A 24,672-nucleotide genomic window follows, 5' to 3' on the forward strand; every position below is an offset into this window, starting at 1 on the left:
CATAATCAATCTATTTCACTTTCGAAACGTGAAATGTACTAATTTCATAAGGTTTTAACTTGCGCTCTAAGCTGTCCATTTGTTCCGAACCAGCAACAGGTTTTTCCAATAAGTTCGTTTCTGTAATAACTGCTTCACCTTGCAGCTTCATTTGTACAGCAGTTTCGTTTCCTTCTGCCTCATATAATCTCATGACAACACCTTGTTCATTTTCCGCAAGTTTGATTGCCTCAAGAACAACACTGTCACTTTGAAACTCAACAAACGAAGCAGCAGGATCAAGATTACCTTTATGCTGATCTATCTTGACTACAGGATCATTTGTATTTATTTCATGACCTTTCTGAACCGTTTTCGCATTTCTCCAATCCCCTTGATGCGGATATAAAGAATACGCAAATTCATGTTCATGAATATCTGCTGTTACATCAGGCCATTTTGGTGAACGCAACAGCGAAAGTCTGATGTTCCGCTCTTTCACGTCATAACCATACTTGCAATCGTTTAATAAACTGACACCATAGCTGCCTTCCGATAAATCGGCCCATTTTTGTCCACATACTTCGAACTGGGCTTGTTCCCATGTCGTGTTGTTATGGGTTGGTCGAGTGACCGTACCAAACGGAATTTCATATGTGGCAAATGGTGAAAAGACATTGACAGGAAACGCCACTTTAAGTAATTTATTTGTTTCTTTCCAGTCAACATGTGTCCGGAAATGAATCAGTCTGGTTGTATGATCAAAAATCATTCGCTGTGAGACGACCGAATCATTTATCTTCCATTGAAAAAATAACTCATCAGTTAATTCGCCTGCATAGACTACTTTTGATTCTAGTAATGTTGTGTTATTTAATTTCTGTGAAGCAAACTTTGGATCAATATCCCAGGCATCCCAATCTGTCGGCAAATCATCGAACAGCTGCAATTCATTGGCGATTTGTCCCGCCTGAATCACTTCTCTGTCTGCTGATTTATCATACAAACCTGCAATAAAACCATTTTCATTAAATGTTATTTTATAGTTTGCTGTTTCCCATTTGCCGTTAAATGCTTGAGGCTCAGCAGGTTTCTGTTGTGCTGTGTCTGTCAGCCAGACTGTTTTGTAGCCAAATTGCGGAACATCCGGGATGAGTGCCTGGATTTCCAGCTCTCCTTCCTTGTTCCAGATATAATCAGCAGCATAAGCTTTTCCATCCTGATCAACGATGCTTTTGTTTGCTAACGCTTTGTCACCTTTGATTGTGATCAGACGGTCACGGTTCCAGCCAAGACTGTTGAAAATAACATAAGGCTCGCCAGGACCTTCTGTATCAATGTTTGATGCTATCTGCTGGACTGCTGTGTTTTGTAACTGTTCGCCACCCTCCACTATTTCCTGATATTGCTTGCGGGACAGCTCATAAACAGATTCAATGGATGTACCTGGAATAATATCGTGAAATTGATTTAACATAATCAGTTTCCATAATCTATTAATCTCGTCTTTTGGATATTCATTATTTAAATAAAAAGAAGCAAAAGAGTGCCAGATTTCCAGGTTACGGAATAGATGTTCAACCGTCCGGTTATATTTTTTGATATTGGCATGAGTTGTATAAGTACCGCGGTGCAGTTCCAGGTACAAATCGCCATACCATTTTGGCAGGTCCGGACTTTTTTCCGTTATTCTGTCAAAAAAGTCATGCACTTTACTGAACTTTACGTCTGGTAATCCCGGCAAGGATTCGGAACGCTTGATAGACTCGATCATTTCCCTTGTCACACCGCCGCCGCCATCACCATAGCCATAGACTAACATCCGCTCATCATATTCTTTTTTCTGGTTAAAATCATTCCACGTTTCTTTTATTTCTTTCGGTGTTGACTGCTGCCCCAATATTGTGTGTAAATAGGACAATATCGTTGTTCCGTCGATTCCTTCCCAATGAAACAGATCATAAGGAAAGCGGTTGGTGTCATTCCAGTTTAATTTCGTTGTCATAAAATAATCGATTTCTGCTTTTTTCAAAATTTGCGGCAAGCTGGCACAATAACCAAAGGTATCTGGCAGCCATTCTACCCGCGGCTTCTGGCCAAACTCTTCCTGAAAATATTTCTTACCATATAACAGCTGTCTGACTAAAGATTCACCTGATGGAATATTCAAGTCTGGTTCAACCCACATTCCGCCGATGATTTCCATTCTTCCATCTGTCACATGCTTCTTCACACGCTCAAACACTTTCGGATAATGCTTTTTGACAAATTCAAATAACTGCGGCTGGCTTTGGGCATACTCGAATTCTTCAAATTCCTCTAATAACGTACTGGCTGTCGAAAAGGTTCGGGAAGCTTTTCTGATCGTTTCTTTCATTGGCCATAACCACGCAACATCAATATGAGACTGCCCGATTGCTTTGATCGTTCCTTCTCTGTATCCTGCAAGCTTTGCTAATGTGTCGCGAATTTCCTTGTCTTCCTGCTGAACAGATGCTGGATCAATTTGGTCAAAATCTGTGATCATTTTGAACCGATTGGCTGTTGCCTCCAGTTTCTGAACGAGAACATTGGCCACTGCCTCATTGTCTTTTAACAGATTTAAAGTCGAGCAAGCGGTCTCCAACGTATACAGCAAGTCTTGCAGATCTTTTCTCACTTTTACCAATTTACTGTTGTGTAAATAGATTGGTGGTGGATTTGTTTCCGCACCAGCTACAAGGTTGAATCCTCGTAAATGATCTTCCGGAATTCCCACTGGATTAAATAATTCGATATGAAGATCTAATTTCCCTTCCTTCTGGAGAGAATCAGGAAACTGGCAAAAGGAGCGATTGCGGTCAAACCCCTGTAGTGGTGTGCCACCTACTGACAACAAACCTTCATAATGAGAGAGTTTTCCTCCAGGACCTGATGCGGCAAACACAATGCCTGTATGTTGATCAAGCAAATTCTCAGCTAACGGAACAGATGCTGTCAAAAAAGCCGTTTCTCCTGAATGAATAAGAAATTCACCTGTGGTTACTTGTTTTTCCTCAATAAATGAATACGTATCTGCATCTTCGTAGTAATATTTCTTCATATTCCAATTGTTGATTTCGATCAGATCCAGATATAGATTGCTTTTCAGCTGCCTTATCAGACGGTAAATTCGCTGCATATATATCCCCCGCTATTGAATAATTAATTTTCTTTCTTGTAAACGGTCTGGTGAATCACCAACCAGAAGCGTCACATTTCCCGGTTCGACAACGTGCTCCATTCTTACATTCCAGATCGATAAATCTTCTTCGCTTAACGATAGAGTGACTGTTGTTGACTTGCCGGCTGGGATCCATACTTTTTGGAAATCTTTCAGTTCGCTGATCCGCTGTGTCACAGAAGATTCCAGATCTTTAATATATAATTGCATCACAGCATAGCCATCATAGTTTCCGCTGTTTGTCACTTCTATTGATAGGTTCACTTTCTCCTTACTTAACGTGTCTCTTTCAATCACAAGCGGTTCTGTCTCTGCAAAATGATAGTCAAAAGAAGTATAGGACAATCCGTAGCCAAACCGGTACATGGCGTCTCCATCTCCATCATAATAATCTCGCTTTCCGCCACTATTTTTATAATTATAGTAAACTGGCAATTGACCCGAAGAAGCAGGTATGGATATTGGGAGTTTTCCACTTGGATTGACCTCACCGAATATTACTTCGGCAATGGCTTTTCCTCCTTGCTGGCCGGGATACCAGCCAATCAGGATACTATCTAAATCAGCTTCTATATTTTGAATACTATGCGGTCTTCCCTGGATAAACACACCAACCATCGGAATATTGAAAGCTGCCAGCTCTTTTACTAGTTCTTCCTGCACCCCGCCCAATTCCATCTGCGCAACATCGATATTTTCACCGCAATCCATTTGGGTCTGGTCCTCATTAACCACAGCCCCATTATCGTGAAATGCCATGCCGAACTTTCTCGCACTGGATCCGCCTAAAGCAAGGATGATCACATCTGCCTGACTGGCAATCTCTTTCGCCTGTTCAAACCCTGACACATCTTCTGAGCGGATTCCACAGCCCTGGGCATATAAGACATTCGCACTGTCACCTGCCACAGACGCAATTCCTTCTTTAACCGTAATTACCGCTCCTTTTCGCTGTGGCGGCGTATAATCACCAAGCATGTTATACACATTGTCCGCATTCGGGCCAATGACGGCGATCGTGCCTTTCTTTTTGAGTGGTAACAAGTTCGACTTATTTTTTAACAAGGTGATGCTTTCTCTGGCTATTTCCAGATTCAGCCTTGCACCTTCTTTTCTCTCAATCTCAGGTTTCTCTTCTACAGCAAAATTTTCTTCAAACAACCCTAACAGAAATTTCACTCGCAATACTCTTCTTACTGCCTCATCGACGGTTTTTTCACTAATTTTTCCATTTTCCACTGCTGACTCTATCTTGTTATAAATATCATCCCATAAGCTTAAATCAACGCCAGCTTTCAGCGCATATGCTGCAGCTAATTCTTCATCTCCTGTTAATTGAATCAGCCGGTCCAACGCTTTCCCGTCAGCCATCACCATGCCTTCAAACCCCAGCTCATCTCTTAATATATCTGTTAAGAGATGACGATTGGCGTGACATGGCACGCCATCGATTTCATGCCTGCTTTCATTGGCGGAAGATGCACCTCTCGTAATTCTCTTTCACCGATTAGAGCTGGACCTGCATTATGACCGCCAACAGCAGAACCTTGAGCAGCAAAATGTTTTAAAACAGCAATAACATCTGGTGAATCGCCTTGCATTCCTTTTACAACAGCTTCTGTCATTTTAGAAGCAAGATAGGCATCTTCGCCGAAACATTCTTCTGTTCGGCCCCATCTCGGATCTCTGGCGATATCAAGCGTTGATACCAAGCCAAGGTGGACACCTTTTTCCTTTAACTCTGCTGCTACTTGTCGAGATACTTTTTGCTGCAGCTCGGGATTCCATGTTGCCCCAGCGCCGATATGTGTTGGAAATACGGTACTGTCCAACGCCTGATGCCCATGCGGACATTCTTCTGAGAACAATACTGGAATGCCTAATCTTGTATTTTCTTTGATATATTGCTGAATCATATTGGTAACCTTTTTACAATCTTCTAATGGAATCCCATTATCGAAACTGACACCAGACCATGGATCTGCCCGGAACAGACCATACAATGCGCCGATTCCTTGAAAAGCTTCGACATGCTCTTTGAACAGATCGGTTAGTTCATAATTGTCGCCATTCTTTTTGTACACTTCCCAGCCGTATAATTTTTGATTTAACTGGCCGACTTTTTCTTTTAACGTCATTTGCTCTAACAATTGATCCACTTGTTGGTCAAGCAATCTTCTCACCACCTCTAACTAGATTTCCGTTTTTCTTGTTAGTTTAAAAACATGGGCTATTGGTGCAGTGCTTTCCACTAATACAGGCATATTAATCAGAATGCCCGTCTCATTTTGTTCAAAATCGAGCAGTTCCTCTGTTCCCATTAACTCGATTTGTGAGATTTCTTCATGAAATGGAATCACCACACTGCTGTTTTGAAATGCCTGATCATTTTCCTGATATAGACGGAAACAATAGACATGATCATCTTTCATCGTAAAGGCATAATCATCTTGATAATATGGTGCAACGATTCTAGTGCCATAAATAGCTTCACCGTAAATATTTAGCCACTCACCCATTTCCTTCATGAGTTCCTTCGCTCTTCTTGGCAGTCTGCCATCAGGCTGTGGCGGCACATTCAATGCTAGAGTCCCGCCTTTTGCGACGATTTCGATTAAGACTTGAATGATTTCTCTTAACGTTTTATATTCATCTTCATATTTAAACGAAAATGATGTTGCGATCGTGATACAGCTTTCCCATGGCACATGAATGGGATGTTCCGGAATTGTCTGCTCTGGTGTAATATAATTTTCATATAGACCGCCAACTGTCCGGTCAGCCGTTAACAGCCATGGCTGATGATTCCGCGCTTTTTCCACTACTTCGCCTAAGCGAATATCCTGGTTGCGCTTGCCAACCCACCCGGCATCCAGCCATAAGATATCGATCTTGCCGTATTTGGTCATCAGCTCCATAATCTGGTTATGGGTAAAACTGATAAACTTCTCCCACATCCATGGATATTGATCAGGATCATAGGAAGGGCCTCTCCACATCTGACTTTTTCTCTCCATCCCTGGTGCCCAGTAATATGGGGTATGCCAATCTGCTTTGGAAAAATATGCTGCAATAGCGATATCTTTTGCACGGAATGCATCAAAAACATTCCTTGTGATATCCGCATATTTGTGGGTGTGAAAAGGACAATCTTTGCCAGTGATCTTATAATCTGTTTCGTGTGTGTCCCACATGCTGAAACCATCATGGTGTTTCGTTGTGAAAATGAGATAGTTAAAGCCTGAATCTGATGCCAGTTCCGCCCATTCCTCTGGCTGAAATCTGATCGGGTTAAAGGTTTTATTCAAATCAAAATATTCTCTTTTGAAATCTTCCATGTCCTCTGTCCAGTCCACATCATCACGGGACCAGTCGCCATCATCATCACTTAATGCCCATGATTCGACTAAACCGATTTGCGAATAAGGGCCCCAATGCATCATCAAGGCAAGCTTCTGGTCTTTAAACCATTCGAGCCGCTCCTGCAGTAAGGGACTTTCTGGCTGGATCCAGTTTTCTTCTGCTGAATAATTATGCACACCTTTTTCCAATTCACTCATTTTTATCAGCCTCCTTGATTGCTAACGGGCTGCCAGGAACATACAAACTCATTCTGCTTAAGACAAATTCACTGAACATCGAGTTTGCCCAGGAAAACCATGGTCTGGTGAACTTTGTAGGATCATCGACATGAAAACCTTCGTGCATCAGATTTGTATTGGCATCTGTCTGCTTAAACAAGTTCAGGATTTCCTGTTTTTCTTTTTCCTCAATGGACGTAAGCCCTTGAATAGCTAAAGCAATATGCCAAATATATTGATCAGGTGTATGCGGGCTGCCGATTCCTTTGGCAACTTTTCCTTCGAAATAATACGGATTTTCTTCACTTAAAAGAAATTTTCTGGTATTCAGATAAATCTCATCATCGAACGAGCAATAGCCTAAATAAGGCATCGATAATAAACTCGGCACATTGGCATCATCCATCAGCACATAATTTCCCAACCCATCTGTCTCATAAGCGTAAATCTCGCCATACTCTGGATGTTGTGTAATTCCAAATGTTTTGATCCCATGATCTATTTCTGCTTTCAGTTTCTGAGCCGCCTGCATAATGGCACTATCCTGCAACACTGTTTCTGCGATTTCAATGATATAACCAAGTGCGACAACGGCAAACATGTTCGCGGGAACCAGGTAACCATATTTACATGCATCATCACTAGGACGGAAGCCGCTCCATGTCATTCCGGTATACCCTACAGGTGCGCCATAGCCATCATGGGAAAGAGTATCCTGTGCAGGGCAATTATCCCGCACAAAATAATAATCAGATTGTTCATGGTGCTGCTCTGTTTTCCATACTTTTAAGATGTTCTTTACTGCCTTCACAAACGTGGCATCAAAAGAGGAGGTATCCCCAGTGGATTTCCAGTACAGATAAGCCAGTTGAACAGGATAGCACAATGAATCGATTTCATATTTTCGTTCCCAGATCCAGTCTGTCATTTTTGTCTGGTCTTCATGATATCTCTTCCCATTTGCTTCCTCATTAAAGGCATTGGCATAGGGATCATGATTGATAAAGAAGAACTGCTTTTGGATCACCCCTAGAATCATCTTCGCGATTGCCTCATCTTTTTCTGCCAAGAGTAAATATGGCCGCACTTGTGCTGCCGAATCACGGAGCCACATTGCCGGAATGTCACCTGTTATCACAAAGGTGGACCCATCTGACTGGCGGCGGATCGTTGTTTGATAGGTGTTGACAAACGTTTGCTCAAACATATCTGCTATTTTTTTATCATTTGGATAATGCTGTTTTACTCTTTCGATTAATTGATCAATGGATGCTGTAATAGTCTGTTTCATTCTTTCACTTCCTTCTATCAGGAATGATGCCAATCGTTTTTATTTCGTACGGCTTTACCTCAATAGCTCGATCATTTGATATAGCTTCTAACTTTTCCTCGACAACATTGCTTTCATAAATCTTCTCATATCGACCATTTTTCATCAGATGTACTGTTCCAGCCTTGTTTGTCATATTAAAGCAGCGAATCATCAAATCTTCTGTTGTCTGGGAGACTTTCAGCGATGTCTGGGCTATCTGCTCATCAGCTTTACAGGAAATATATTGATAAGAACCTGGAACCTCCCCAAATTGAACAGGAATCTGCAAAACAGGCATTTCCACAGGATACTGATAGGCCTCCTGATAAACTGCTTCTGCTTTTTTATTGCCGATATGTGGCAGTATTTTGAAAGAAGCGGTTTGAGTGCCCAGGCATTGTGCTTCAGGTGTAGGGAAATATCCCCAATCTCCTAATTCACCTACTGATCTCAGTAATGTGACCGCAATCGTGTTATTGCCATCTCTTAACAACTCATATTCCTGTAATCCTTTATTCGCAATGGTGATTCCTTTCTCTTCATTATAGATACTGACAAAAGCATGCTGGTGCTGTGAATGATCCGGATTGTTCCATTCTTCCGCAGGTTGGTTCGGCCGTTTGGCAACCTCAAAGATCGAATCAGCAAAGTGCTCTTCTGCCTCTATATTTGTTGGAAACAGCACACGTAAACGGTGATCCTTCGCATTATTCTCAAACTCTGCTGTGACATCGACACCTGTTCCGTTTTTCTCCAGGCTGACCTTTGTCTTTATTGTAAACAAAACCTGTTTCGTGCTTCGTTTGGCTTTGCGCGATGTGAACCAGACAAGCTGCTGACGTTCCTGCTGTAAAAGGTCTTCCCCGCTTTCCGGCATTTCGAATTGGTGGATAATCTCATATGTTGCCCGAATCGGAGAATTCTCTGCCAATCGAATCCTTGCCTTAACATTTTCTGTTGTAATCGGCATATCTTCTGCTGGTTGTTTATACATATATTCATTGCCGACATCTCCACTATCTTCATAGATTAGAAGATTGGGAAAATGCTCATTTGTCTGCTTGTCAAAAATCGTTAATGACCCGTTTGGATTGATTTCCACTTTGAGATAACGGTTTTCCAGCGTATTTTCTTCTACCGCTATTTTAGGTGATTCGCTCACCGTTTTCTCAGCTTCAACAAAGGCAAATGTCTGATGACTAAATGGCGCAGTATCCTTCACTTCAAAAGCTGCTTTTACTCTTTTCGCCATATAAGGCTGACGGAACCTGTGCTCAGGCAAGTCATAGTCAAATACCACCTGGACATCCTCCATCTGATAATCATATTCCGTCCCATCTGCATCAACTAAAATAAAGCCATCCACACTGAATTCCTCTAATGACTTGCGATGGATTCCTTCTGAAAAGTAAACCCGTTTGAAATCTGCTTCCACTGTTACTACTCCTGTTCGCTCAACAGCTGTCGTATTAAAAACAACAAATGGTACGGCATTCTCACCATATTTAGCAAAGGAACTTGTATCGATCTTTGACCCTAATTTCTCCAGTGTTGCTTGTTTGAAACTCTCTGTCATATGCTTGCTTTTCTCGAATCTTGTCACCATTTCTCTGTGCACTTCATCAACACTGCAGCCGCAAATACTGTCATGCGGATGATTTTGCATTAATGTTTTCCAGGCATATTCTAAAATGTCATGATCGTATTTTTCCCCTAATAAATAGGCAAATGCTGCCAGAGGCTCTGCTTCTTTTTCCAATAATGTCTGTACTTCCTGATTCATCTGCTTCAGATAAACGCGCGAGGAAGCTGTGTTAACAAGTGTTCCCCAGCCATCAGTATGCTGGCTTCTTAATTCGCCTTCAATTTCTTTTAATTTTGTCTGATCTAACTGCTGATCCAATTCTTTAACATAATCATTAAAATTAGAATGAATAAATTCATACTCCGGATACAAGGCTTCCGCTGTTTTAATAGCTTTGGACAAATCTGTCTGGATCGGCTGATGGTCACAGCCATTCAGCATCAGCAAATGGTCTGAAGCTGCAAACTTCTCCATTGCCTCAATATGTCCATCCCAGTATTTACGTGCAGCCTCTGCTTCCACAGGAACTTCGTTACCATTACAATACCAGTTGGCAAACAATATGCCTGTAACGCTGGAACCATCAGGTGATGTCCACTTCATTTCAGAATAAGGAGATTCATAGATCGCCGTCTCACTGACAAGGTTATTAAACCCTGTCGGCTTCACCCCGCGGCCAAATGCTGCATGCTTGATGCCTGCCTGCTGCAATAGCTGTGCCGCTTGCCCCATATTGCCGAAAGAGTCAGGGAAATAACCAATTTGCGATACATTTCCCCACTTTTTCGCATCCTTCTGTCCATACTGCAAGTTGCGGACATTCGCCTCACTGCTTGTTAGAAATTCATCCTGCAGAATATACCATGGCCCAACATGAATTCGGCCGGCTTCAACCAAACTTTTCAATTTTGATCTCAATTCAGGTCTCACTTGCAAATAATCATCCAGAATAATCGTCTGTCCATCTAAATGGAAGCTCTGAAAGTCTGGATCTGTTTCTAATGTATCAATAAGCTTATCCATAAACTCGATTAACAGATAATGATGCTTTTCATATGGCAGGTACCATTCTCTATCCCAGTGTGTATGGGAAATAATATGAATTTTCTTTTTGTTCGGACTCAAACTGACACCTCCAGGCTAATTCTGATATTTGATCAGGATTGTTTTAATTTCATATGGTTTGACGTTAAGTGTTATTTCGTTTCCATGCTGTTCGTCTGTGATTGGGTTTTCCAGCAGATCACATTCTGCCCATGAAGAGACTGGCAGGTTGCTTTCAAGCGTAATCTTTCCTCGTTTGCCATGGAATTCGTGAAATCGGACAATCAGTCCATTGTTATCTTCCGCTTTTTTCACTGCATCAATTTCCATGTTTTCTGCATTTATTGTAAACAATGACTTTTCTTGACTGCCAAAACTTCCCTGTACTGCCCGTAGTGGTGCATTCAGGTTATAAGCAAGCTGCTGCACTTGTGACTCACGCCAGTCATGTTCATGCGGCAGCAAGGCATATGTGAAAACATGTTCACCTAAATCTGCCTCTGGATCTGGATAAACAGGTGATTTTAATAAGGAAAGTCTCATCTTGTTATCCTTAATGTCATAGCCATATTTACTGTCATTTAACAAGCTGACACCATAGCCATTCTCCGATAAATCGGCCCACTTATGCCCAACTGTTTCAAACCGTGCATAATCCCAGCTTGTATTCCAGTGTGTTGGTCTGCTCACATTTCCGTACTGAATATCATAAGTTGCTTCTGTTGCGCGGATATCGACTGGAAATGCTACCTTAAGCAGACGCTGTCTTTCCTGCCAATCCACAGCTGTCCGGAAATCAATCCTTGGGTTATCTGCATATAACACCATCTCCTGCTTGATCACTGATTTGCCGTAATGCCATTCAAAACAGACTTTTGTAAAAATTTCACCAGTTTCACCATGCATCACATCAACTAATTGTGTAACATGCTCATATTTTTCCTGATAAAAAATATCAATATCCCAAGCGTCAAACATCAATGGTTTATCTTCAAAGATTTGCAAATCATTTCCCAGCTGCCCTTGTTCCAATACTTCACGGTTTGCTCGTTTGTCCCAGATACGCGTGAGCTGGCCATGTTCATTCCATTCAATCTGATAAAATGGTGTGCTGACACTGTTGCTATCTTTTTGGAATAAAGAAGTGGATACTTTTTGTTCCTCCTCTTCAACCGTAATCGTCGCAAACCCTAATGCCGGGATATCTTTGACATAAACATAGACACCGTCCGCAGCAGATTGAGAGGCTAACAGATTACCTGCTTCATCCCGCCAGACTCCATCACTTTTACGAGAAATAAACACCCAATCAGCACGTTTCCATGAAGAACTGTTCACTATTGTCCAGGTATCTTCTTTATCATTGGCAACATGAAGTTGAAGAGCTTCCTGCGTCGTTTTCTCTACTATTTGTTCTGCTTCTGCATATTCTTTTCTTGCATCTTCATATACTTCATTGATCGAGGAGCCTGGAATAATATCATGAAACTGATTTCTTAAAATAATCTTCCAGCCTTCTGTTAATTCCTTCGCAGGATAAGAAGAATTGGTTAGGCTTGCCCAGCTGTTTAACCATTCACTTTCCCGGTAAGACAGCTCAAGCATGCGGTTGTACTTTTTCATAAAGGCTTGCGAAGTATATGTTCCTCTATGAAACTCTAAATATAATTCCCCGTCCCATGTGTGCACGTATTCCTCCGTATCAGCTACTGTTTCTCTTATTTTCTTAAAATAATCAGCTGCTTTTCCTGGTTTGGCTTGAGGAAGTCCCGGCATTTGATCCATTCGTTTTCTTACCTCTAACATCTCCCGATTGACACCACCGCCGCCATCACCATAACCATAAGCAAGCAGTAAATCCTGATTGACGTTTTTATCCTTGTACGCTTCCCACGATTCCAGCAGTATCTTCGGCTGCATATAGCCGTTGTACGTATAGTAGGTTGACTCAGGCCAGGGCTCTGTTGTTGTAATAAAATGGGTCAAAATGCTGCTCCCGTCGATTCCTTTCCAGTGAAACGTATCATGCGGCATCCGGTTATATTGATTCCAGCTTATTTTCGTTGTCATAAATGATTGGAAGCCCGCTTTTTTCAGGATTTGCGGTAATGCCCAGCTGTAACCAAACACATCTGGCAGCCATAATACTTCATTCTTTTTGTTAAATTCCTTCTGAAAGAATCTTGTACCGAGAAGGAGTTGCCTTACTAATGATTCTCCTGACGGGATGTTGCAGTCAGCCTCCACCCACATTCCGCCTTCCACTTCCCATTTTCCTTCCTCGATTTTCTGTTTGATTTTTTCATAAATCTCCGGATAATCTGCTTTGATATATTCATATAACTGTGGCTGGCTTTGTAAAAATAAATATTCCGGATATTGTTCCATTAAACGAAGCACTGTACTGAATGATCTTGCTGACTTTTCCCTGGTATGTTTTAACCGCCATAACCATGCCACATCAATATGGGTATGGCCAATACAATGAAAAATCACATCACTATGTTTCTCTAATTGACTCCAATTCTCTGACAGATAACTGCTTGAATTGTAAATGGACTGGTAAAATTCATCTGATCCTGGTGACAGCCAGTCAATCATCTGAAAAGCTTTGTTCAGTAATTGGGTTAACTGCTGTTTTTCTGTTTGGGTATCTTTTAACTGCTGAACGGTCTCCAGCATTGTCTTTGTATCAAAATAAAAACCATCTACTACCTCGTCCAGATATGCGATACTGGCATGCTTAAACCGGTAATATTGGTCTTGTGGTTTGCCTCCGCCTTCAAGTCCTGACCATAACCGCAGATCCACCTTGAGGTCTTTTCCCGCATGATCACTTGCCAAAAATACCTCTTTATGATTGGAATCTACTCCCTGATATGGCTGATTGTTGACGAATAATAATGATTCGAACCCTGAATTGCCGCCTGCGCCTGTGTCGCCAAAATCAAATCGTGCGACAACTTTTTTATTTTCCCATTCTGTCGGGATATGTAATGTTGTAGAAAGCCAAACGTACAGATCTCTGCCAGACCAGTGATCGCCCAATTGGACTGTTTGGCTTTCCTTATTATTTTCTGGAGGATATGTCCCTATCTCCCCATCATGGTCGACAAGGTAATTCCAGTTATGTAAATCCGTGACATCACGGTATCTATATTTTTCAATCTCATGTATTCTTGCATTCAGTTTTTTCTCAGTTAATAACATATCCATCATTCTCCTTATCAAAGAGATTATGTAAGAATGGCTCGTTAAAGGGGAAAAACGAGCCATTCATTTTATTTCAACCTGTTAGTTTGATGCCCATCTGTCATATGCATCTTGATAAATCTGCACATAACGTTCAATATTCATGTTTTCAATTGTTTCCACATATTCGTCCCAATTCTCTAATGGTTCCACACCTGTAATAAACTTAGCTTCCATTTGTTCCACATATGATTGTAAGTCTACTTCGATTGTATTCACTTCTTCTTGTTCTTCATCTGTTAAATAAACTAACGGATAAGCAGTTTCTGCATAAGCATCTATTTTTGCTTTTGTTTCCTCTTCGATAAACAAATCAAATTCAGATCTTGGTGCACCTTCCACTAAATCGACTAACATAGGGGTATTAATACCATATGCTGGTGTTAATGTACCACGGTAATCTTCACTGCTTTCAAATTCTTCAGGCACTTCGGTGAATACGCGATTACCATCTTCTCCTTCTTCCCATAAGTAACCTTCTGGCCCTTGGTCAAAGAAGTCTCTTCCTTCTTTCGAGTATAAATAGTCAACCCATCTGATGGAAGCTTCCGGGTTGTCATTATTGGAAGTAATTGCGAATGCTCCACGGCTGATTCCCGGACTTCCAGGCAATACGATTTCAGGTGATACGTCACTTGTTAATGGGTGGAACATTGGATTATTGATCGCTTCCTCTTCTGGCTGTCCTGTTGTAAAGAAGGAGAACCAGTCAGGGAACAGTCCTAATCTGTTTTGCTGACCTTTTGCTTTCTTTTGTTCATCTGCCTGTGCGAACGTTTCCTGGTCAAGCAATTTTTCATCATATAATTTATTCATATAAGTTAGATATTCCTTATAGTTCTCAGTCATTGGCGCATAGCGAACCGTGCCGTCAACTTCTTCAATTCCCCAGTCCTTCATCCCAAAAGCAGCGAGGAACCATCTTCTTGAACTGTTCATCTTCACATCTGTTAAAGGAATCTCATCAGCTTCACCATTGCCGTTAGGGTCTTCATCACGGAATCGTACAAGCAGGTCATATAATTCATCAGTAGATTTTGGTAATTCTTCTACTCCCACTGCATCTAACCATGCGCCGTTATACCACATTGGACCAGCAGGCCACTTTGCTGTAGGGTGCTGATTAACGGATGGCAATGCATAGATATGTCCATCAGTTGTTGTGATTGATCTTTCTAATTCAGGGTTTTCTTCCATTAATGCTTTGAAATTTGGTGCATATTCTTCTATTAAATCTTCTAGTGGTAATAAAATACCTTGCTGACCATAATCTACTTCCATACCTGGAGTTAATTCATTAGTGGAAGCACCAAAAATAATATCTGCAATCTCTCCACTGGCAAATGCTAAGTTTAGTTTTGTCTGAAAATCACTTAACGGGGGTGTCTCATATTCGAAATTGATATTGGTCATTTCCGAATACTCCTGTAATGTTGGCATATCTTCCCATTCGGCTAGTCCTGTACCTGGAGCCAACATCGATAATGTTATTTCTTCATCTACAATCGGAAATCCTTCCTTGTTCACCTCAACATCAGCAGATGCATTTTCTTCATTACCTTCTTCTTCATTTGAGGCATCTTCATTACTGCATGCTATTAATGTTGTTAAAAGAACTGCTGCCAAGACGATTAACCAGAATTTTCTTTTCATAATCTAACCCCTCTTCCTAAATATTGATTAAATTTGGTTTCTTGCAGGTATTTTATTCTCCACATCCCCCCTTTAAAGAGTCTGTTGTTTATCCTTTTAATGAACCAATCATGACACCTTTGACAAAATACTTCTGCAAAAATGGATAAACAATAATGACCGGTAAAGATGAAACAATCATGACACCGTATTTAATAATGGCGGCAAGCTGTTGGTTACTGTGAATTAACTGCGCTGTTTCTGCGGTCATATTCGCATTATTAGAGGACATGTCCTGTAATACTAATATCTCGCGTAACACAAGCTGCAATGGAAATAAATCACGATCAGAGATATAAATTAAGGCATTGAAATATCCGTTCCAGTGACCAACACCATAGAATAATGCCATTACCGCGATAATCGGTGCAGACAGTGGCAATATAATCTTAAAGAACAGCTTTAGGTTTGATGCGCCATCAATAATCGCTGCTTCTTCCAATCCTCTTGGAATCGTTGACTGGAAGAACACTCGGGCAATCACAATATTCCAGACAGCAGCGGCATTTGGCAGCACCATTGCCCAGATTGTGTCAATTAAGCCTAGATCTCTTACTACTAAATAAGTTGGGATAAGCCCACCTGTAAAAAACATTGTCAAAACAAACATTGCTGTGAAAAACCCTCTGCCATAGAAATCTTTTCTTGCCAGGGCATAGGCTGCCGGAATGGTTACCAGCAAATTAATCAAAGTTCCTAAAGCAGTGTAGACTAATGTCATTAAATACCCCTGCCAAATGCTGTCATTTCCAAAAATCAACCGGTAACCTTCAAAGGTAATATCCTTTGGCAGCAGCCACATTTCCCCTGAGTTCACATAAGTGGGATTACTGATCGATGCACTGATAATATAGATGAGCGGATAGAGCACAGCTACTAATGCAATCGTTAAAAATGAGTAGACAAAAAACTTAAATAACTTATCTGATTTTGATTCATATAATGTTGATTCCATAATTCCACCCCTTTACCATAAGCTTGTTTCACTTGTTTTGCGGGCAATTTGATTCACGACAATTAATAAAATGGCATTGATCACTGCGTTGAATAGACCTACTGCAGCAGCAAAACTGTATTGTGCGTCCAATAAACCTGCTTGATAAACAAATGTCGCAATAACATTGGAAGACTCCATATTTAATGGATTTTGCAATAGTAAGATTTTTTCAAATCCTAATGCCATAATATTTCCAAGATTCATAATAAGTAAGATAACCATCGTCGGAACGAGCGTCGGAATATTGATATACCAAATTCGCTGAAATCTTGAGGCACCGTCTACTATAGCGGCTTCATGCTGCTGTGGATCCACACCTGATAAAGCTGCCAGATAGATAATCGTCCCCCAACCGGTACTCTGCCACACACCAGACAATACATATACTGTTTTAAACCAGGCAGGATCACTCATAAAGGCAATTGGTTCCAGGCCGAAAAACCCGATAATATGATTGATAATCCCTGTTGTTGGTGACAGGAAAGCAATGATCATACCTGAGATAACCACAACAGATATAAAGTGTGGTGCATACGTTACCGTTTGGACTGTTCTCTTATAAAATCCGTCTTTCGCTTCATTTAATAAAAGTGCCAGTATAATCGGTAATGGAAAACCTACGATTAACTCATAAATACTGATGCCTAACGTATTTTTTAATAGATCCCAGAAATAATAGGAATTAAAAAACCGTTCAAAGTGTTCTAACCCTACCCATTCACTTCCTAAAAAGCCCAAGGTAGGTACATAATCTTTAAAAGCTATTTGAATACCGTACATTGGTACATAATGAAAAATAATAAAGTACAAAAATGCTGGCAGAATAAAAATGTACAGTTGCCAATTTTGAATTATTTTTCTATTCTTTTTTTTTTTCAATGTTTTTTCTTGTTTCGTTACGGCTGATCCTACACTCATTTTTTGATTCCTCCTTTTTCTGCTATCTGGTTTCATCATAGCTAATTTAAGAAAGCGTTATCAATATGTCGTTCTTGACTTTTATTGTCACTTAAAGGCCTGGAGAAAGCGTGAATCCTTTATAAATATAGGCTTTCATCAGCATTGGATATGTAGAACTTGACCTATATGTCAGGATTGACAATCAGCTGGGAATGCTGGTTTGATGGGGATTTGGTTGTTTTTGTTGCTAATGTACTAATGTAGAGAGTGCACTGCCACCGCTGGGGAAAATACTCACGTTCACCACAGGCATAAGTGCGACATCTACTCAATCAAAAATCAATTTCGTAGTGTCTTCTTTACCACGGGCACGGCTTCAGTCTCCTCAAAAAGCAAAAACCGCTTTTCTGCGGGGCCTTCAGACTCGTGCTGTTCCCGTTGGAGTCTCGCATTTTCCCCAGCTTTATTTGGTTTTCTTGACTAATGAGGGGAACGAATATCAACCTCTAGAAATAGCTTCATCTACTCTGGCTTGTTTTGATGCTATGACACGTTCATAGCTTCATAACTTCATCTTTGTTACAGAACACATTCATTAGCGGCAGCCTAATACTAAAATGTCCTCTCCCCATCTCCAGAAAAAGAAAAAATGAATCTCCCTAAATCAAGAGATTCATTTCACTATATTCATTATGCTTCTGTGCCTGTTTGCTTGCCATATACCTGACGATATTTTCCTGGGGTGATTCCTGCGATATTTTTGAATTTCCTTGTGAAGTTCGCGACATCTTTATAGCCAACATCCAATACAATCGATTTTATCGGCTTATCTGTTGTAGCCAGATCCTGCTTAACCTTTTCAATCCTTAATTGCTGGACATATTGCTTAAAATTATAGCCTGTCTGTTCTTTAATAAATCTGCTTACATAGGATGCAGACAATTGAAATTCCAATGCCAGCTTTTCCAGCGATAAATCATACAAATGATAATTTTCATCCAAGTAATGAATAATATTATTTCGTAATTGATCATTATGGCTTTTCTTATTGTTGTTCACTTCATTACAAGCCTGCTCAATAATTTCCGAAAGTTCCTCATATAAATCCTCAAACGATTGAAAATCAAACACAGCCTCTAATTGTTCTTTCTGAGGCGTCACACCCACTTCGGAGATTGTTTTAATAATCGTATTGATTATTTCATAACAGATTGCCTTCAGAAATGGTGCCGATATTTCTTTCTTATGCATACTGTCAAAAATAGAATGAAGCGATTCTTTTGCAACCTGATTATCACCATGCTTCACACTCTGGACAATTTTTAACAGTTCTTCTTTAGGGTATCCTACATTAGCTGTCTGTTCCTGCTCAATATCTTCATAATAAATACAGCTTCCTTGTGTGTAGAATAGCTTATATTCCAAAGCAGTTAATGCTTCAATATAGGACCTGTTAATAAGTGTCAGCTTGTCAACAATCGATCCAATGCTGATGACGGACTTCATACTGAGATTTTGCTGCAGCTCTTCCTGAAGCATTTCGACAAAATGATTGCGTTTTTTAACAGCAGCATTTGCCCCTCCATTGACTCTGACAATCAAAGCTATAGCGTCGACATATAACAAATCAACTCCATATACATTTACATCATCCATTGTGAAGCTATTAACAATTTCATAAACCTTCTCATGCTCCACAAGCTTTCTTGATGAGGATCGGCCATGTTCAAATGAAATAATAAAGGATGCATAATAATCACCTGATAAATGCAACTGCAATGTATCAATATAATTCTTGATCTCTGCTTCTTTTTTGAAGTCACCTTTCAATACTTTGGTTAAAAACTGATCTCGTGCAAAGGATTGATGCTGAAACACGGTCTCACTTAATTTCTCATGTTCTTCAAAAACAGAAGTGACCGTCTGTTTGATTGTTTCTAATTCGTTGATTCCCTTGTTCACTTTTCGGTTATGACTGACAGAGTCAAATAAAGAACGTATCGGGTTATATTGTTTCCGGGCAAGCAGAACCGCTAACAATCCACCTATCACAAACACACTAATACACAGCAAGATTACGAGTAATTGGGTATCAGCTAACCGCTCAAAAAACTGATTGGTTTCCATCACAATGACAAATTTCCACTGAGTTACAGACGATTCCACTGAAGCCATGGAATAGTTCTCATTATTTATTTTGATTGGATTGATTCTTTGATTCTCACTTTGCGCAAAATCCAATTCTGCAATATTGACAGTGGTATCCTTGATTGATGATGCAAGCACTTCATTATCTGCTGACAGGATATAGGCATTTCCTTTAAAATCTCCCATTACATTCTGGATTAATTCATTCAGGCTCTTTTCTTTAATTAAATATACTGCCGAGCCGTATGTGCTGTTACTGTTGAACGTTAATGGGACAAAATATGCAACAAATCGATCATTTTCCCCGTAATTTGCTTTTCTCTCAAAAGGCACATTATAAGGAATCTTCGAATGCAGCAGACCATCGAGAATAGTCATATCAATATCAAGAAAGTTGTACCTGTTTATAAAAGCAGGTATACTGTACGATCCCTCAGATGAATAGATGGTGTTACTTTGATGATAATAGATTAATAGCTCTTCTAATATCGAACTGTTGGCTTTATATTTTTTCAGTTCATCGATCGCTTCCAGCCCGTAATATTGGTGGTTAATCATATATGGTGTTAATCTCGGGTCCTGTGAAATCCTGTTGGAAATCGATTCTAATTCATTGACCCTTTCATTTGTTATATTCGCAACCTGCTGAAGCTGCGCCAGATTGGATTGCTCTATCTCTTGCTTCAGATTGCTTACAGACTGAAGGTAAATAATCGAACTCATAATAACAAATGGCACAAAGAAAACAATTAAATAAGAGAACATATAATTAATAAACAGTTTAGATTTTATCAATATGCACCCTCCTCATCAGCTTTTTCCAAACGAGGGGGTTTTACTTTTTTGTTCAACCTTTTCTTTATTTTCTTCTACTGATACACATGCCCTGTAGGAAAACCAGAGAATTGGATAAAGTGTCAGGGACACCCCTACAAAAGCAGTCAATACAGGGAGAAAACTGTATAAATAGTATAAAATAATAAGCGAAACAAACATGGCGATTGTTTCCATCGGTCTTGCCAGCGCGATCAGAAGTGCCTGTTTAAAATAATGGAAAAAAGGCAGCTCGTAACGGACAAACACGATCAGGAAGTGTGCAAAACTAGCGATACTGATGGCAATTAACAGCATAAGTATGATATGAAAATAAAAAGACTGAATATAATTTTTTGATATAAAATAGTCCATATACAAGAACAGGCTTATTAATATCCATACGAAAAATAACCCGTTTGCTTTCACAAAGTTCTTCTTATAAGCGCTCCAGAATTCCTTTAGGATTGGTACTTCTGTTCCCTCCGCAAACCACTTATGTACAATGTTCGTTAATGCTAAAGAGGCAGGAGCAATACCAAACAATCCAAGACCAAGCAGTGTAAAGGCTATCCAGCATATGTTCAAGATCATCATTTTAGCCAACCAGTAACCAAATGTATAGAAATGTCTAAAAAAACCATTCATATTTACCATGATATCTCCTCCCATTCTTTGTTGTAACAATCATAACAAAAAATCCAATTTTATCCTTCACTTATGTCAAGAAATTAGACAAAGTAAAGTGTGACTTTGAAAAGCAGATTAACTTTCGCTCCGAATGGTGACCTAAAAGAAAGCGATTCCATTATTATGTAGAGTATTTTGTAATAGAAAAAGTAGTTTGATAGGAGTTCTGACTTAACCACCCGGGCGGAAAAGGATGCCTAAAAAAACCATTCACATTCAGCAAGATATCTCCCCCTTCTTGTTGTTATCTCTATCATAACAGAAATCCAGTCAAAATAGAAAGCGATTTCACGAATAAATGGTTTTTTCAAGATAAAATAAGTCCATTTCCTTATTCATTTTTCAACGAATGGACTAATGTGGTGATGGAATGTTCATCAAAGTCCTGTTCAAAAGACTGCTCCTTCCTCACCGAACTGCCAACATGATATTGAGATGCTTTAACTTTTTCATGAATGGATCCAATATTATCGAGAGTTAACCCGCCGCCTGGCATAATATGAGGGCCGTTCATTTTATGGGATAATTCAACCAGTTCACACAGTTTGTTCACACCTGTCAAACAATCCTTTTCTCCACCGGACGTTAATATTCTTCTTATATTCTGTTTATATTTTGCCAGTGTCAGATATGCCTCCGATTGGGAAGTCACCTCATCAAAAGCTCTGTGAAATGTGATGTCTATCTCTGGAAATAAATAGGTTATCTGTGTTAAACATTCTTCATCAACGGTATGATCTTCCTTTAATGCACCAAAAACAATCCCTGTTCCGCCAAGGGTTATGACATTTTCGATATCCGCCAGTATGGCAGTCCTATCTGTTTTCGTATAGTGAAAATGATAGCCGTGCGGACGGATCATGATCTGCACAGGTATGGTGACACTTTCTAATACATTTTTTATCGTTCCATGACTTGGCGTTAATCCACCTTCACTGATAGCTGCCACAAGTTCCAGCCTGTCTGCACCTAATTCTTCTGCACGTCTCGCCTCTTCGGCATTTTGGACAATCACTTCTAATATCATTCTACCAGCTCCTTATTCAAAATCATTTCTGTCAGCAGTCTCACTCCAAATCCAGATGCACCAGGCACGTAATAACCCTGTTCTTTCCATGGTCTTACTGTATTCGCCATATCGATATGTACCCAGTCACACTCACTCGATACAAAACTTTTGAGAAACATTGCTGCAGTGATCGCTCCGCCATATGATGAACTGCTCATGTTATTGATGTGAGCCACTGTACTTTTTAAATAATCATAATAATCTTCGACAAGCGGCATTGGCCAGATATAATCCCCGCATCTTTCTCCCAATGTTTTATAATGCCATAATTGTCTTTCATTTGTGGAAAAAATACCAGCATATTTTAATCCCAAGGCTCCGCCGATAGCACCTGTCAGTGTGGCGATATCAATAATTGTTTTAGCGCCGATTTTCTGAGCATAAAGAATACCGTCAGCTAAAATGAGACGACCTTCTGCATCTGTATTCCCAACCTCAACCACTTTGCCGTTGTCATATTCAATAATATCGGAAGGCAAATACGCACGGCTGCCAGCGACATTGGTAACAAGCGGCAGGATGCCAGTCACATTAACATCAGCATCCATATCTGCTAATAACTTCATTGCACCAACTACAGCCGCCGAACCACCCATATCCATTTTCATTTCGCCAATATCTCTCGCTGTCTTCACATTGGTTCCACCTGTATCAAAGGTAACCCCTTTTCCAACAAGTGCTGTTTGACTCGCATCGGAAGGATTATTTTTGAGTGAGATGATCGCAACTCCTGCGGCATTACTGCTGCCTCTTCCCACCACCTCTGTTGCGATAAATCCCCTATCTATCAAGTCTTCCTGTCCGATAATTTCCACAGTTGCCTTGGTAGTTTTAAAAAGGGATTCTATTCTTTCTGCATAAATGGCTGGGGTAAGTTTATTGGCAGGCTCATTGCATAAATCCCGTGCGACATTCACCGCATTCGCCCGGGTGATCGCTTTTTTTGCGAGGGTAATGTATTCCCTTTTCGAAAATACAGTGGTGATGTTCTCTTTTGATTTAACGGGGGTATACTTGTTAAACTGATAGGAAGCTAGATACCAGCCTTCCATAAATGCTGTAACCAGCTCTTCTTCTGAGAAATGGCTCAATACTTCGATCAATTGGTAGAAATATATCTCCACTTCCGACACATTGATTTCTTGTACTTTTTTTCTGATTTTACCACCAAGCATTCTAACATCTTCCAGATTTTCCAAAGCATCAATATTGGCAATTAAATAATATTGTTCATCAACGAAAATAAGCTTAGGATTTCCCGTATCTTCGTGACTAATCATCCGGAATTTCGAGTCTAATTGCTTATGATTCAATACAATGGATAGCTTCATTATCATTACTCCCTTTTTAATAGAATGCTTTGCAATAATCTGTTCTGGTTGTAATGTCATGATGCCATTCATCAGTTCCTTGACTTTTTGACATAATGTGTAATCGATTTCAGTCTTCTCTATTATAACTAATTGGGTGATTGTGGATCAATAGGAGAATTGATCCATCATATAAAAGGAAATTTCATTACATTTTTCTCATTTTTATTGTGAGGTATGTGGGAAGGTGAATGAGCGCTTCAGTGTTAACAGGAAATCTTTACTGTGCTTCCTTTGGATTTCCGCTTTATCTCACTGTTAACGGGGAATCTGTGCTCGGCTTGCTCTCGTTTTCCGTTTTATTTCACTTTTAACGGGAAATCTAGCGCCTGCTTCCTTTCGTTTTCCGCTTTATCTCGCTTTTAACAGGAAAACTGCTCTCCACTTGCTCTCGTTTTCCGGTTTATCTCACTTTTAACAGGAAATCTGCTCTCCGCTTCTCTTCGTTTTCCGGTTTATCTCATTTTTAACAGGAAAACTGCTTTCTGCTTGCTCTCGTTTTCCGCTTTATTTCACTTTTAACAGGAAAACTGCGCTCGGCTTGCTCTCGTTTTCCGCTTTATCTCGCTTTTAACGGGAAATCTACTTCCTGATTGCTCTCGTTTTCCGCTTTATCTCACTTTTAACAGGAAAACTGCGCTCGGCTTGCTCTCGTTTTCCGCTTTATTTCACTTTTAACGGGAAATCTGCTCTCCGCTTGCTCTCGTTTTCCGCTTTATCTCATTTTTAACAGGAAAACTGCTTTCTGCTTGCTCTCGTTTTCCGCTTTATCTCACTTTTAACAGGAAATCTGCTCTCCGCTTCTCTTCGTTTTCCGGTTTATCTCACTTTTAACAGGAAATCTAGCGCCTGCTTCCTTTCGTTTTCCGCTTTATTTCACTGTTAACGGGGAATCTAGCGCCTGCTTCCTTTCGTTTTCCGCTTTATCTCACTGTTAACGGGAAATCTGCTCTCGGCTTGCTCTCGTTTTCCGCTTTATTTCACTTTTAACAGGAAAACTGCTTTCTGCTTGCTCTCGTTTTCCGCTTTATCTCACTG

General features: G+C 40.2%; 12 protein-coding genes and 1 pseudogene. All 13 read right to left on the bottom strand.

Features of this window, described 5'->3' with window-relative positions; all coding sequences use genetic code 11:
- Positions 1–10 precede the first annotated feature (10 nt).
- The gene (locus tag F9U64_RS11630) at positions 11–3,139 is read right to left on the bottom strand and encodes an alpha-mannosidase (protein WP_153403586.1); all 3,129 of its coding nucleotides are present in this window, start codon (positions 3,137–3,139) and stop codon (positions 11–13) included.
- 12 nt (positions 3,140–3,151) lie between these two features.
- Positions 3,152–5,319 (bottom strand): annotated as a pseudogene (locus tag F9U64_RS11635) (glycoside hydrolase family 3 N-terminal domain-containing protein).
- A 54-nt stretch (positions 5,320–5,373) separates the two neighbouring features.
- Positions 5,374–6,741 (bottom strand): alpha-L-fucosidase, encoded by a 1,368-nt coding sequence (locus F9U64_RS11640; RefSeq protein WP_153403588.1) that lies wholly within the window; start codon positions 6,739–6,741, stop codon positions 5,374–5,376.
- Positions 6,734–8,053 (bottom strand): glycoside hydrolase family 125 protein, encoded by a 1,320-nt coding sequence (locus F9U64_RS11645; RefSeq protein WP_153403590.1) that lies wholly within the window; start codon positions 8,051–8,053, stop codon positions 6,734–6,736. Before F9U64_RS11645 ends, F9U64_RS11640 begins: the two co-directional genes overlap by 8 nt.
- Before the next feature lie 4 nt (positions 8,054–8,057).
- Entirely contained in the window at positions 8,058–10,784 is a 2,727-nt protein-coding gene (locus tag F9U64_RS11650; RefSeq protein ID WP_228275683.1) for an alpha-mannosidase, read from the bottom strand.
- 15 nt (positions 10,785–10,799) lie between these two features.
- Entirely contained in the window at positions 10,800–13,913 is a 3,114-nt protein-coding gene (locus F9U64_RS11655) for an alpha-mannosidase (protein ID WP_194287349.1), read from the bottom strand.
- 84 nt (positions 13,914–13,997) lie between these two features.
- Entirely contained in the window at positions 13,998–15,608 is a 1,611-nt protein-coding gene (locus F9U64_RS11660; RefSeq protein WP_153403594.1) for an extracellular solute-binding protein, read from the bottom strand.
- Between the two features lie 88 nt (positions 15,609–15,696).
- The gene (locus F9U64_RS11665; protein WP_153403597.1) at positions 15,697–16,602 is read right to left on the bottom strand and encodes a carbohydrate ABC transporter permease; all 906 of its coding nucleotides are present in this window, start codon (positions 16,600–16,602) and stop codon (positions 15,697–15,699) included.
- Between the two features lie 12 nt (positions 16,603–16,614).
- Positions 16,615–17,562, bottom strand: a complete 948-nt coding sequence (locus F9U64_RS11670; protein WP_153403599.1) for an ABC transporter permease — start codon at positions 17,560–17,562, stop codon at positions 16,615–16,617.
- A gap of 672 nt (positions 17,563–18,234) precedes the next feature.
- Positions 18,235–20,487, bottom strand: coding sequence for a helix-turn-helix domain-containing protein (locus tag F9U64_RS11675; RefSeq protein WP_153403601.1), 2,253 nt, complete (start codon positions 20,485–20,487; stop codon positions 18,235–18,237).
- A 15-nt stretch (positions 20,488–20,502) separates the two neighbouring features.
- Complete coding sequence (locus F9U64_RS11680) at positions 20,503–21,162, bottom strand: YesL family protein (RefSeq protein ID WP_194287350.1); 660 nt, start codon at positions 21,160–21,162, stop codon at positions 20,503–20,505.
- A gap of 364 nt (positions 21,163–21,526) precedes the next feature.
- Positions 21,527–22,222, bottom strand: coding sequence for a copper homeostasis protein CutC (locus F9U64_RS11685; RefSeq protein WP_153403605.1), 696 nt, complete (start codon positions 22,220–22,222; stop codon positions 21,527–21,529).
- Positions 22,219–23,655 carry a M17 family metallopeptidase gene (locus F9U64_RS11690; protein ID WP_194287351.1) on the bottom strand — a complete coding sequence of 479 codons (1,437 nt, stop codon included), beginning with the start codon at positions 23,653–23,655 and terminating at the stop codon, positions 22,219–22,221. The genes F9U64_RS11685 and F9U64_RS11690 overlap by 4 nt, the downstream gene beginning before the upstream one ends.
- Between the last annotated feature and the right edge of the window lie 1,017 nt (positions 23,656–24,672).

The organism is Gracilibacillus oryzae (assembly GCF_009498735.1).
GTDB lineage: Bacteria > Bacillota > Bacilli > Bacillales > Amphibacillaceae > Gracilibacillus > Gracilibacillus oryzae.

Excerpts from the sequence above, each read along its gene's own strand:
- F9U64_RS11685 (WP_153403605.1), bottom strand. The coding sequence starts at position 22,222 with ATGATATTAGAAGTGATTGTCCAAAATGCCGAAGAGGCGAGACGTGCA.
- F9U64_RS11660 (WP_153403594.1), bottom strand. The coding sequence starts at position 15,608 with ATGAAAAGAAAATTCTGGTTAATCGTCTTGGCAGCAGTTCTTTTAACA.
- F9U64_RS11665 (WP_153403597.1), bottom strand. The coding sequence starts at position 16,602 with ATGGAATCAACATTATATGAATCAAAATCAGATAAGTTATTTAAGTTT.
- F9U64_RS11690 (WP_194287351.1), bottom strand. The coding sequence starts at position 23,655 with ATGACATTACAACCAGAACAGATTATTGCAAAGCATTCTATTAAAAAG.
- F9U64_RS11630 (WP_153403586.1), bottom strand. The coding sequence starts at position 3,139 with ATGCAGCGAATTTACCGTCTGATAAGGCAGCTGAAAAGCAATCTATAT.
- F9U64_RS11640 (WP_153403588.1), bottom strand. The coding sequence starts at position 6,741 with ATGAGTGAATTGGAAAAAGGTGTGCATAATTATTCAGCAGAAGAAAAC.
- F9U64_RS11670 (WP_153403599.1), bottom strand. The coding sequence starts at position 17,562 with ATGAGTGTAGGATCAGCCGTAACGAAACAAGAAAAAACATTGAAAAAA.
- F9U64_RS11680 (WP_194287350.1), bottom strand. The coding sequence starts at position 21,162 with ATGGTAAATATGAATGGTTTTTTTAGACATTTCTATACATTTGGTTAC.
- F9U64_RS11655 (WP_194287349.1), bottom strand. The coding sequence starts at position 13,913 with ATGTTATTAACTGAGAAAAAACTGAATGCAAGAATACATGAGATTGAA.
- F9U64_RS11645 (WP_153403590.1), bottom strand. The coding sequence starts at position 8,053 with ATGAAACAGACTATTACAGCATCCATTGATCAATTAATCGAAAGAGTA.